The sequence below is a fragment of the Vibrio coralliilyticus genome (assembly GCF_024449095.1).
GTDB classification, from domain to species: domain Bacteria; phylum Pseudomonadota; class Gammaproteobacteria; order Enterobacterales; family Vibrionaceae; genus Vibrio; species Vibrio coralliilyticus_A.
On the sequence record NZ_CP024627.1, the window covers coordinates 614,852 to 627,733 of the forward strand.

The following is a 12,882-nucleotide window of genomic DNA, read 5'->3' on the forward strand; positions in this document are numbered from 1 at the left end:
GAGTCATGACGCAGGATGCCACGTTATTTTTCATACTATTATTCTTTGCGGTTGTTTTCATATCGCAGGCACTGATCCTTCCCGCTGCGGGGAGTAAGGCGAAACATAAGGAACTTTCAGACCGACTGAGGGAATCGCAGTCAAAGCTGGATGAAGAAGCACGTTCCTTACTTCAGGAGCACTATCTCAAGAGTTTGACCCCACTTGATAGAAAGCTCGTTAAAGTCGAAGTGTTTTCCTCGCTTAAGAAGATGATTGAGCTTTCAGGCTATGACTGGAGTTTAGCTCAAACCTTAATGGTGACGTCGATTTTGTCGGTGTGTGCTTTTTTTATCGTCTTGTTAATTGGTCAGCCCATTTACGTTGGTGCTGCGGCAATTGTGGGGGTTTGGGTGTGTCTTTACTTTTGGCTCAACAAGAAGATTTCAGATCGACTCGCTGCGTTTGAGGAGCAACTCCCTGAAGCTCTAGATATTATGAGGCGTATGTTGCAAGCCGGTCAGCCCGTGACGCAGGCATTCAGTGAGGTTGGGAACGAGATGCCAGCCCCGATTGGTATTGAGTTTAAGAATACCTTTAACCTTCTTAATTATGGCTATGACATGCGTATGGCGATCATGCAGATGGCAGAACGGACACCTACGGTTTCCATGTTGGCATTTTCCAGTGCGGTGTTATTACAGAAGGAAACTGGGGGGAACCTGTCGGAAAACCTTGAAAAAGTATCCAAAGTGCTACGTTCTCGGTTTAAATTGCAGCGAAAAATTAAAACTTTGTCAGCAGAAAGCCGACTGTCTGCTTGGATTTTGGTGTTGTCTCCCTTTGTGTTGTTTATCTTTCTTAGCTTTATCAACCCAGGGTATGTCGAGCCTTTATACACTGATCCAAGAGGCATGACTTTAGTAAGCGGTGGCGTTGTCAGTTTGTTTTTTGGTTCTTTATGGATCCGCAACATCATTAATTTTGAGGTGTAGCATGGAGAACATTTTTGAACAATTCACCACTTATAATCTGGATGAACAAACGGTATTTCTTGGCCTTATTCTTCTTGCGACCATATTGATAGTATTCACTTTGTCTCTGCTGCTTGTAGGGTCTAAATCACCACTGAGAGCCAAGTTAGAGCAGCTCAGAGATTCTACTCGTGCCGACAAACTGAAAAAAGGACGCAAGTTTGATAACACGCTTGAGTCGTTAGCCCCGATGATGAAGCCTTCTAACTCGAAAGAGAGTGAAAGTATTCGTCAAAAGCTGATGCATGCGGGATATCACGATGCCAACGCACTCACCATTTTTTATGCTTTTAAAGGGATGTCCTTGGTGGTTGGCCTTGGGATGGCGGCTGGTTTTTATTTCCTCGCTCCTGATATGTCGATGTTGAATCTAGCAATGGCGATTAGCGTAGGGGTGGGGTTGTATGCACCCAATATGGCGCTCAACTACAAAGTGGAAAAGCGGCAGAAAAGAATTCGTGGCGGTATCGCTGATGCGCTGGATTTGCTGGTGGTATGTACGGAGTCTGGGCTAGGTTTTAATTCTGCACTGAGAAGAGTCGCTGACGAACTCACTATCTCTCATCCAGACTTTGCCGATGAATTGGATACCGTATGCGTCAAGATCAATGCGGGGATTGAAATGTCAGATGCGTTTGAAGACATGATTGAACGCACTGGTCTGACTGAAATTGCAGGCTTGGTCACTATGTTGGCTCACGCTTCACGTATCGGTGGTAGCTTGTCGCAAACATTACGTGAATATACGGAAGACTATCGAGATAAAAGAAATCAGGAAGTCGAAGAAATTGCAGCGAAAATCCCGACAAAAATGATTTTCCCATTATTGCTATTTATCTGGCCATGCTTCTTTATTGTTGCGATTGGTCCATCTATGTTGCTGTTCACGTCGACTTTAGGTAACGGGTAATTAAGGAACCAGTTATGAAAGGACTTCATTTTATAATGCTCATTCTGTCTATGATGTTTTTGACCGCTTGTGCATCCAATGAGCCAGGTATCGATACCTCGTTATACGAAGGTAAACCGATTGATACGTTATCCTCAGATGAGCCACCAAAAACGGAGCAAGAAGCGATTACGCGCGGTGATACGGCGTTAAGTGCGGGGAACAGTGACTTGGCCCTCTACGAATACATTCGCTCATTATCTTTCGAAAATGGCCAGTATAAGGACAGAACGCTATACAATATCGGCCGAATTCATCAGTCGAGAGGCAATCTGCCTTTGGCGGAAAAAGCATTCTTACTCGCAATCAATGAAAACCCGAATAATATCGAAGTGTTGGAGCAACTTGGCACCATCTACAGCAAGTCGGGTGACTTAGAGTTGGGTAAGAGTTATTTCCTTCGCTCAATTAACGCGGATCAGATCCGCTTCAAGAGCAATAAAACACTGAATGAAAAAGATTTGGTTAAGCCTCAGGAAGTGATTGAGCTTAACGTTGACCAATACTCTCCGGAATACGCTTATATGGGGCTTGGAGTGATTGCGGATTTAGATGCGGAACACAAACTCGCTCAGGCGTTTTATAAACAAGCATTGAGTATAAAGCCGGACTCGATTAAGACGTTGATTAATGTCAGTTACTCTTTTTATATGTCGGGAGATTATCGTAAAGCTCAGCGTTTCGTATTACAGGCATTAAAGCAAGACTCAAGTAACGAGAAAGCATTGAATAACCTCGCACTGATTTATTTAGGGAAAGGGGAGATCACTCGTGCCGTCAATGTATTCTCCAAGCATATGGACAAACCGGAAGCTCTCAACAATGTCGGTTATTTTCTGATCTTACAGGGTAAGCCTGACCAAGCCATTCCCTACTTACAACAAGCCATAGACAGCAAAACCTCCTATTACAAGGTAGCTAATGAAAACCTTGAACGGGCGTTGGCTATGGTCAGAGAAGAAAAGGCGGCAGAAGGGCTTGCTGCGTCAGAATAGTCATAGGGAGAGTTTTCTCTCCCTACTTGGTAAACGAGTGAGCTGGTTTTAAGTGAGGTATCCGCCAGCTACACCCACAATCATGAAGAAGATGACCATCCAAACAATAGGCAGTTTCATCTGCTTGAGTAGATAAAAGCCAACCAGAACTAGTGAAATATCCAGAGGGCTCATAACCGCGCTGGTAAAGACGGGCTGATAGAGAGCAGCGATCAGCAAGCCCACAACGGCAGCGTTGACACCGCTCACCGCACCAGACACCTTCGGCATTTTCGATAGCGATTGCCAGTTTTTTAGCACGCCAAGTAGCAGCAAGAAGCCTGGTAAAAATACCCCCAGAGTGGCAATCAATGCGCCTGCCACTGGTGCTTGTGGTAACAATTCATAACCAATGTAGGTTGCAAAGGTAAACATCGGTCCCGGTACGGCTTGAGCAGCAGCGTAGCCTGTGAGGAAAGCATCTTGAGTGATCTGGTCTCCCACCATATTTTGTAGTAAGGGTAAGACAACATGGCCGCCGCCAAATACCAAACTCCCTGCTTGGAAGAAATCGTTGAAGAGCGCGAGGGCTGGCATAATGTGGGTGATGAAAGGCAAGCCCACAAGCAAAGCCACAAAGAGAGCCAGAGGAAGGACAGATGGTTCAAAGCGCTTTGGGACTGTTTGATCTTGTTTTCTGAGGTACATCATACCAATCAGTGCGGCAACAAGCAGAATCAATACTTGGGTTGCAATACCGGGTAAGAGTAAAAGGGAAATTGCAGTCGCTAAACAGAGGGTTACCGAGACTCTTTCTTTACAGAAGTTTTTGTACATTCCCCATGTCGCATCCGCGACGACAACCACTGCTAAAAGCTTCAGGCCATGAACGATATTTTGGAATAAGGTTGTCTCAGTTAACTGGCTGCTGAGTAGCGCTAGAGTCAGCATGATAAGCACCGATGGTAGCGTAAACCCCAGAAACGCCAAACAGGCGCCGCTCAAGCCACCACGTTTGTAACCGAGAGCAAAGCCAACTTGACTGGAGCCCGGGCCCGGAAGAAATTGACTCAATGCGACAATTTGTGCGTATTCTTCATCGTCGAGCCAATTGAGCTTTTCAACAAAGGTATGACGAAAGTAGCCTATATGAGCTGCCGGACCGCCAAAGCTTATCCAACCTAGCCAGAAAAAGGTTTTAAAAATAGACAACATGGTCTGATTACTCTTAGAACAAATACTGCAGACACTTTAAGAAATGTACTAAAATGACTCAAATTAATAGTTTTAATATTATCTATGAATCAAATGGGATTGAGTGTGAAAGAGTTTAACTGGAAGGGGGTAGACCTCAATCTTTTGGTAGCTTTCCAAGCCTTATATCACAAGCAGAGTGTCAGCCTTGCAGCGCAAGATTGTTATATTAGTCAGTCAGCGATGAGTCATACACTACAGAGAATGCGGGCATTATTTGATGATCCTTTATTTGAACGTGTAGGGACATGCATGGAACCTACACAGCGAGCCCATGATATGGCTCCAGTTGTTGATCAACTCTTAGCGTGCATTAAAAACGATTTATTGAGTAAGAAAGGCTTTGAAGCTGAAAATTATCAAGGGGTGTGGAAAATCGGACTGACGGATTATGCTGAGCAGCTCTTTGCACCTCGATTATACGATGCGATAAAGAAGGGATCGCCTCACTCACAGATCAGCTTTTTTAACGTTAACCGGAGCAACTACCAAACCATAGCAGACAGCGAACAGCTTGATGTCATCATTGGCAGTATTGAGAATCCTAATCGTCGTTTCGTATCTCACTATCTCTACTCTGAGCAGCATGTATGCCTGTTTGACCCTATGCCGTTTGACGAGCAAGAGTCTCTCACATTGGAGCAATTTGTTTCTGTGGAACATGCGTTAGTTAGCCCAGATGGTCGACTGGACACCCAGATCGATAAAACGCTGGCTAAAATGGGCCATGAACGAAGAGTGGGCGTGGCATCGAGACACTTTTTGACCATAAGAAGGCTACTGATTGGGCGTAAGATGCTCTGTATTGTGCCGAAAAGGTTTGCTGAATTAGACATAGACAACCATAGATTAAAAGCGGTGCCAGCTCCTTTGGAGGTCCCAGACTTCGACATTAAGCTATTGTTTCTTAGTGCCAATCAACATGAGGAGAAAAGTATTTGGCTGCGCAGCATCGTTACACGTGTTGTGAAGTAGTGCTTTGTTGATGTCGGTTTTGTAGCCACCCAATCAGCTTCCAAATTACGATTGTCAAAATAAAGCTCAGGTATCCGTCGATGGCGTAATGCCACGCGAGATGGACTGAGCCAATTTGTATGGCTAACGCATAGCTCCACATGGCGACCCCGAATTTCCTGTTGTATCGATAAGCGGCCAGCGCCATGGCGACAGCGATGGCCACATGCATACTCGGCATTGCAGAGATCCCACCACCGATCCCCGGTGTATCGCTTGAGTACATTTGCCAAAGTGTGTCTTGCACATTCAATGCCCATAAGCCGAACCAGCCACTTTGAATCAGTTGTTGATGTTGCATCTCAAGCTTTTGCATCAATGGCTCATATTGCAATGCGCTTGGATCCAGCAAATGAAGATAGCAAGGCCCAGCAGAAGAAAGAAGAATCGCCCCTACTCCCCCAATGAGCAGCCAACTGGTCAGAAACGTAATAAGAAACTGAGTCCGTAACTTTGCTAAATCGCGCCGAACGATGAAAAACAGTACGGCTCCCCACATTAGAAGAAACCAAAGGTGGTACAGAAAATTCAGCAGACTTGTTGCAAGTGCGCTACTGAAGATAGTGTGTGTCAGTTCCCAAGGGGAGTAACCGAAGTGAAGCCACTTGTCGATCTGATAGAAAAGCACATCGTATTGAAAGGGGTTAATGTCGGGAATGAGTGGTTTTAGAAAGGTATAACTAGAGAACGTCAAGTTCAGTGCCAACACCAACAACATAAAACTGACGGCTTTAGATAAAGGTTGGAAGAACCCTTTAATGGCTTGGAGAAAGTGAACCAAAGGATGTGGTGCTTTCCGGTAAAGCAGAATGACAAAGTAAATGCTTGCCCAAACTAAAAAGGAGACATAGCAGACTTGGAGTAATGTCGCGAGGTAGATGAAAGGATTGAAGTCAAACTTGGCGTCACTACCGAGCAAAAAAGACAGCGCGTATAAAAGTAGGGTTGTGACAAATACATACCCATAAAGCACTCTATCGTGATGAAGAGTCGTTTTGATATGCTGCCATTGTGAATGGGGAGAAGTCTGAGTCAAAGGTTTCATTAAAATGAAGGTCTTATTGCTCCTACACTTAAGTGTAGAGCAACTCTCTCAGAGGTGAATGAGATCTCCGCTGTCTGTTTATCTTTCTATATTACGGCTTATTGTTAGCGGCCTCTTTCCATCACACGCCCCTTTTTCCAATTGGTTGATGGGGTTGGCGTCCTTCCATCCCCAGCGATGATCTTCGCGACTGAGCTTACGATACTGGGTCGGTGTGACTTCCATATAACGGCGAAAGGTATCATAAAAGCGGCTGATCGAGTTGAAGCCGACCGTCAGAGAAATATCGAGAATGGTACGTTCGGTGTCGCTGAGTAAGGCGCGAGCATGGTTAATGCGCATGGCCGTGATGTACTGCTTTATCGTCATTTGCATGGTGCGCTGAAAGATGGTCATGGCGTAATTGGCGTGCAAGCCAGCATAATCAGCGACTTTCTGAGCGGTGAGGGGAGTGTTGTGATGTGTTGCGATGTATTCCAGCATTTGGCTGACATAAAACTGTGAGTGTTTAGAAGTGCCGCTTTTCGTCGCTTTGTCTGCTCGGCTCGTTAAAAGTTGTTGCCAGCCATCAAGGCATACTCGTTTTAGCATCAGGCCGATCTCATCCGTCACGAGTTGTTGACGACTCTCTGATGGATGTTGATTTTCATCCACCCAACGAGCTATCTCGAACTCACTAATTAAACAGCAGGAGTCAGACTGTAATACCGCTCCATGTGTCAGTTGATTGACCAGATCCCGACTCAAAGGCCACGACATAAAGTGATGGACGGGAATGTTGATGATTGCCATGTTGTGGCTTATTCCGGGGTTGGTTAAGCGGTGGGGAACCGAAGCCCAAAATAACCCAATACTGCCATTGTGTAGCGTAATGGGAGTACCATTTATCATGTATTCGACGTTGTCACCAAATGGGATGTTCACTTCAATTTGGCCATGCCAGTGATACCCGGGCATGGCATGAGGAGCGCGTAGTTCTACGTCAATCCTCTCATGAGAAGAGTAAAGTGATAAAGGGCTAACAGAGACACATTCTGAAGAGTATCTCTCTTGCGGTGCGACAGATAATAAGTCATCAGATTGTGGCATCTTGACTCCTTACGAAATGGTAGTGAGCTGTTTGTAACAGAGCAGAGTTTGGTAAAAAGAGAGGCAGCTCAAACGTTGATAAAATAGCGAATTTCATATTTAAGAACGGAACCTAGCTAACATTTCTCTGTTATTGCTGGCCGCATTAGGATTGGAGAGCTCAATTAATCCGGAAAATACCTAAAAGAATCCTACTTCGTTAGTTTTTGTTAACTCGGTTGATAAATATTAGGAATTGAGAGAGTGATGTGTTGAACCGAGACGACTTAGTTATAGATGAGTCAGTAATGTGAGCTCATAACTAAGACCTAGCAATAAGGATCCTACGAGCATGAACAGTCCAAAAATCACTTTCATTGGTGCCGGTTCCACCATCTTTGTCAAAAACATTCTTGGTGATGTTTTTCATAAGCCCGCTTTAAGAAATGCACACGTTGCATTAATGGATATTGACGAAATTCGCCTTGAAGAATCGCATCTCGTCGTCAGTAAGTTGATGAACTCTGCAGGTGCCACGGGCACCATCTCTTGTCACCTTAATCAGAAAGAAGCATTGCAAGACGCTGACTTTGTTGTCATCGCATTTCAGATTGGGGGGTATGAGCCTTGTACCGTGACAGATTTTGAAGTGTGTAAGCGCCACGGGTTAGAGCAAACTATCGCTGACACCTTAGGGCCAGGCGGAATTATGCGTTCATTGCGGACTATTCCTCACTTGTGGAGTGTGTGTGAAGACATGACACAAGTCTGCCCGGATGCCACCATGCTCAACTATGTCAACCCAATGGCTATGAATACCTGGGCTATGTACGAAAAGTACCCAGAGATTAAGCAGGTCGGCCTGTGTCACTCCGTGCAGGGGACGGCGGAAGAGCTAGCTCGCGATCTGGATTTGGATTACTCTGACTTGCGTTATTCCTGTGCCGGTATCAACCATATGGCCTACTACCTGACTTTGGAGAAGAAGGACGAGCAAGGTAATTATGTTGATATCTATCCGGAGTTGTTGGCCGCCTTTGAACGAGGAGACGCACCTAAACCGGGCCTGCATCATGGTGGTCGCTGTACCAATTTAGTTCGCTACGAAATGTTTAAGAAGTTGGGCTATTTTGTCACGGAATCTTCAGAACATTTTGCCGAATACACACCTTACTTTATCAAACCCAATCGACCAGATCTGATTGAACGTTACAAAGTGCCTATTGATGAGTATCCAAAACGTTGTATAGAACAAATTGCCGCGTGGAAACAAGATCTGGATGACTATAGACAAGCCGAGAATATCACGGTGAAAGAATCTCAAGAGTACGCGAGTACCATTATGAATTCTATTTGGACCGGCACGCCAAGCGTGATTTATGGCAACGTTAAAAATGAAGGCTTAATTGATAACCTGCCGCAAGGGTGTTGTGTCGAAGTCGCGTGTTTGGTCGATGCGAATGGCATCCAGCCAACCAAAGCTGGGCGCTTACCAAGCCACTTAGCCGCCTTGATGCAGACCAATATCAATGTTCAGACTTTGCTGACAGAGGCGATTTTAACGGAAAATCGTGAACGCATTTACCATGCAGCGATGTTAGATCCACATACTGCAGCCGTGTTAGGGATTGATGAGATCTATGCGCTGGTGGATGACTTAATCACTGCGCATCAGGGCTGGCTCCCTGAATGGATTTATCAATAAAAATAAGAATATCCCTTTCAATAACGTGAATCATACACGCTCCCAGTGATGGGAGCGTTAAGGAGCAAACATGAGTATTTCGATGAGCACCAAACTCAGCTATGGGTTTGGTGCATATGGTAAGGACTTCGCCATCACAATTGTCTACATGTATCTGATGTTTTACTACACAGATGTGGTCGGTATCTCGGCTGGGATTGTAGGCACTATCTTCTTGGTAGCTCGGATCTGGGATGCGGTGAATGATCCCATCATGGGTTGGATTGTGAATAACACGCGCAGTCGCTGGGGGAAATTTAAACCTTGGATTCTGATTGGCACTTTAGCCAACTCTGTGGTGTTGTATATGGTGTTCAGTGCTCATTTAATTGACGGTCCATGGCTTATCGCTTACGCCGCTATCACCTATATTCTTTGGGGGATGACCTACACCCTAATGGACATTCCCTTCTGGTCCTTGGTCCCGACGCTCACTATTGACAAGCGAGAACGTGAAGAGCTAGTACCTTTCCCAAGGTTCTTTGCCAGCTTAGCATGGACAGTGACCGCTGCGATCGCCATGCCATTCATTAACTATGTTGGTGGCGATGATAACAAAGGCTTTGGTTTTCAGATGTTCACCTTGCTATTGATCGTTTGTTTCCTGATTTCCACTTTTGTTACGCTACGTAATGTTAAAGAGCGTTATTCAAGCACTCAGCTTAATAACGCTCAGCCTGAGAAAAAAGTCTCACTGAAGAAAATGTTGTCGTTGATCTATAAGAATGATCAACTCAGTAGTCTGCTTTGTATGGCACTTTCGTACAATTTAGCCGCCAACATTATTACAGCTTTTGCTGTGTACTACTTTACCTATGTCATTGGTGATGAGAGCTTATTTCCTTACTATATGGCATACGCCAGTATTGCTAATTTGATTACTCTTGTCTTGTTCCCTAAATTAGCTCAGTGGTTCTCCCGCCGTGTACTTTGGGCCTGTGCATCTGGCTTCCCAATCATTGGTAGTGCTGTACTCATCTATATTGGAATGAACGATACTCAAAGTGTATGGCTTATCTCAACGGCAGGTGTCTTCCTGCAAATTGGTACTGCGCTGTTCTGGGTACTTAACGTCATTATGGTGGCAGATACAGTGGATTACGGTGAAGTGAAGTTAGGGGTACGCTGTGAGAGCATTGCTTATGCCGTGCAAACTCTGGTTGTGAAAGCGGGTTCAGCATTTGCTGCGTTTTTCATCGGTATTGCTTTAACTGTTGTGCATTACGTGCCCAATGTTGAACAGACGCCAGAGACCATTTTTGGTATGCAGTGCATCATGATTGGCTTACCAAGCTTGTTCTTCGCGATTGCCCTGATCATGTATTTCCGCTACTACAAGCTTAATGGGTCATATCAGCAGCAGATTCAGCAGCAGTTGATGGAAAAATACGAGGGGCTCGATAAAGAAGAGTCCGGTGAAGCTCTGCCTTCCTCTCATCAGCCCAAGCCTATTCAGGCGTAATGGGTTCAGCCCTTTGACTCGAAGGGCTGCTTCTCTAATTTTTACTATCCCATTGCAATAGGGAGATTTACAAGATGAAACACACTGTAGTTGCCAGCATGATCCTAGGATCTTTGGTCAGCGGAATTGTGGCTGCGAATCCTCACTCTACAGCTATCCTGACTTCGACGAAAAGCCAAAACATCCTCGTTAACTCAGGCTTTGAAGATAACGGCTTAGGTTGGCATTACTGGTTTGCCAACATCAAAGATGACCAAGCGTTCGATGGCCAATATCGAGGCAGAATCGCCATTGGTGCAGGGCATAGCATCAGCCAGACCGTCACTATACCTGAAACTGGCGTTTATCAGTTATCGGTCCAGGCTATTAGCCCATCCAACGATGCTCGCGTAGAACTGACTAACCTTGCTGATGAGCCTTTTTTGAGCAAAAAACTGAAAAAAAGCCATGACTATAAACACAATAAGGTTAACCAAATTCCGCTTGAGAAAGGCGAACGGATAAAGCTGCGCTTTACTGGTACGGACGCAGGCAGTGTCAGTATTGATCAGGTTGAACTGGTAAAAAGCAATACGTCTAAGCCGCCACACTTTAACCAAGTTATTGATTTTGAAACGCAAGGGCAGGTGGGTGAGAGCATAATCGACAAAGAACGTAAAACCATAGAGTTTGAATTGCCGTACGCGAGTGACTTGTCCAGCGTGGTCATTACTCAATTAGGTGTTTCTCAAGGCTCTCAATCGTCAGTCGAACCAGGGGATGTATTGGATTTTACCCAGCCAGTAGACATCGAACTTAGCGACGAAAAAGGACGGGTAGAAAAATGGCAAGTGCAGGCGCGGGTGAAAGCCAAGCAAGTGATGGTTTCTTCTTCCAATACCAAGTTGCAGGAGTCATTTGATTGGGCGATGGAGAAAACACGTCAGTTTGTGATGACAGGGCAGCACGACTTGATCAACCGTGATGAAAATAATAACGATGGTACGGGCAGTGCCGATTATTTGCCTTCCTACTGGGCGGGTTATTTTGACCGTACCGCTTTCTACTCACGCGATTTTCTCCATCAGTCAGCAGGCGCCAAGCTAGCAGGGCTGGAACGAGAAAATTTTGCCATGTTCAAAACCTTTGCTAAGCACTCTACTGAGTCGAGAAAGTGGTACACCCTATGGGCGATCAACTTTGATGGCAGCCCACACTTGATTGATTACGAAGATGATGACTGGTTTGTGCGAGAAGTTCCGGCCCAGTTTGAATTTCTTGAGAAAGCTTGGGAGCAATATCTGTGGACGGGAGACCGACGTTATATTGAAGATAAAGACTTGTGGCGCTTTTACACTAAAGTGATGACGGACTATATCTCATTGCATGATGATCAGGATCCGAATGGGATTGCGGAAGGTTATGGTGGCATCTTTGAAGGGTCGGCGACCTATAACGAACGGGGAGAATTCCCGATTGAAGCGGGAGATGGGATTGGTTCTCAGTATCAAGCAACCGTCGCTTATGCGGCGATGCTCAATGCCAGAGACGAATACAGCGCATCTCGTGAGTGGCAGCAAAAAGCACAACAATTGAAAAACTTCTTTAATCAGCAGTGGAGTATTGCTGATCCAGAAAAGACTTTAGATAACTACGTCAATATCGTGCAAAAGGATGGATTGAGACTGAATGATTTCGGCAAAGAAAACAGTTGGTTTATGCCGATGAAGTTGATTACGGAGCCGGGTGAGCGTAATGACCGCTATTTAGACTTTATCGCGCAAAGTCTTGGAGATGGAATTGGTTCAACACCGGATGCACCAAACAACATTGAAGCCTACAGTTACATTCCAGAGACCTACTTTCCATACAATCGCAATGAGGAAGCATGGAAGTGGATGCAGTACATTATGGACATGAAGGACTTGCCTCACGAACGCCCTACTCAAGGCACTAATGGGGACTATCCAGAGATCTCGTTTACGTTTATTGCCAATACCATTGAGGGGCTCATGGGCGTGAAACCAAATGCGGCAGATAGTCATGTGATCACGGCGTCTCATCTAACTGAGGATATTGATTGGCTAGCGGTGGACTATTTGCCTATCGGTGAGCATGAAGTGGCTCTGCGTCATGATGGTACGAACAAGTCGACACTGACAAATAACAACCATAAGCCGCTTACATGGGAAGCGTGGTTCTATGGTGAGCACTCCACCTTGCTGGTTAATGGCAAACCCGTTCAAGCAAAGCACAAAGTAGTGAATGGCTTGCAGGTGAGTTATGTACAGGTCGAGGTCTTGGGGAAAGAATCTCATACCGTGTCTAAAGGTCGTTAAGTGAATGACCTACTGAATGTAAGGGCGCTCTTGAGCGCCTT

The 12,882-nt window shown here is 45.4% G+C and carries 10 protein-coding genes; 7 read left to right on the forward strand and 3 right to left on the reverse strand.

The window, feature by feature from the left end:
• The first annotated feature begins 5 nt into the window (after window positions 1–5).
• The 3 genes from CTT30_RS02880 to CTT30_RS02890 are packed head-to-tail and all read left to right on the forward strand — an operon-like array spanning window position 6 to window position 2,957.
• The gene (locus CTT30_RS02880; protein ID WP_252035975.1) at window positions 6–974 is read left to right on the forward strand and encodes a type II secretion system F family protein; all 969 of its coding nucleotides are present in this window, start codon (window positions 6–8) and stop codon (window positions 972–974) included.
• A gap of 1 nt (window position 975) precedes the next feature.
• The gene (locus tag CTT30_RS02885) at window positions 976–1,923 is read left to right on the forward strand and encodes a type II secretion system F family protein (protein WP_252035976.1); all 948 of its coding nucleotides are present in this window, start codon (window positions 976–978) and stop codon (window positions 1,921–1,923) included.
• Between the two features lie 14 nt (window positions 1,924–1,937).
• Entirely contained in the window at window positions 1,938–2,957 is a 1,020-nt protein-coding gene (locus CTT30_RS02890; RefSeq protein ID WP_252035977.1) for a tetratricopeptide repeat protein, read from the forward strand.
• Window positions 2,958–3,005: 48 nt separating this feature from the next.
• On the opposite strand, the gene chrA is transcribed toward CTT30_RS02890, so the two are convergent.
• Window positions 3,006–4,151: a chromate efflux transporter gene (chrA, locus tag CTT30_RS02895; protein WP_252035978.1), complete on the reverse strand. Its 1,146-nt coding sequence runs from the start codon at window positions 4,149–4,151 to the stop codon at window positions 3,006–3,008.
• 105 nt (window positions 4,152–4,256) lie between these two features.
• Here chrA and CTT30_RS02900 point away from each other — a divergent pair, with 105 nt between their 5' ends.
• Window positions 4,257–5,165 (forward strand): LysR family transcriptional regulator, encoded by a 909-nt coding sequence (locus CTT30_RS02900; protein WP_252035979.1) that lies wholly within the window; start codon window positions 4,257–4,259, stop codon window positions 5,163–5,165.
• Here CTT30_RS02900 and CTT30_RS02905 read toward each other — a convergent pair.
• Together CTT30_RS02905 and melR are read right to left on the reverse strand one after the other, a co-directional pair.
• On the reverse strand, window positions 5,146–6,249 hold the full coding sequence (locus CTT30_RS02905; RefSeq protein ID WP_252035980.1) for a phosphatase PAP2 family protein: 1,104 nt from the start codon (window positions 6,247–6,249) through the stop codon (window positions 5,146–5,148). The two genes, CTT30_RS02900 and CTT30_RS02905, sit on opposite strands and share 20 nt — an antisense overlap.
• 78 nt (window positions 6,250–6,327) lie before the next feature.
• On the reverse strand, window positions 6,328–7,338 hold the full coding sequence (melR, locus tag CTT30_RS02910) for a transcriptional regulator MelR (protein WP_252035981.1): 1,011 nt from the start codon (window positions 7,336–7,338) through the stop codon (window positions 6,328–6,330).
• A gap of 331 nt (window positions 7,339–7,669) precedes the next feature.
• On the opposite strand from melR, the gene CTT30_RS02915 reads away from it, so the two are divergent.
• The 3 genes from CTT30_RS02915 (at window position 7,670) to CTT30_RS02925 (ending at window position 12,841) form a co-directional block, all read left to right on the forward strand.
• Window positions 7,670–9,022: an alpha-glucosidase/alpha-galactosidase gene (locus CTT30_RS02915; protein ID WP_252035982.1), complete on the forward strand. Its 1,353-nt coding sequence runs from the start codon at window positions 7,670–7,672 to the stop codon at window positions 9,020–9,022.
• A gap of 70 nt (window positions 9,023–9,092) precedes the next feature.
• On the forward strand, window positions 9,093–10,523 hold the full coding sequence (melB, locus tag CTT30_RS02920) for a melibiose:sodium transporter MelB (protein ID WP_252035983.1): 1,431 nt from the start codon (window positions 9,093–9,095) through the stop codon (window positions 10,521–10,523).
• 74 nt (window positions 10,524–10,597) lie between these two features.
• On the forward strand, window positions 10,598–12,841 hold the full coding sequence (locus tag CTT30_RS02925) for an SGBP N-terminal domain-containing protein (RefSeq protein WP_252035984.1): 2,244 nt from the start codon (window positions 10,598–10,600) through the stop codon (window positions 12,839–12,841).
• Window positions 12,842–12,882: the final 41 nt, after the last annotated feature.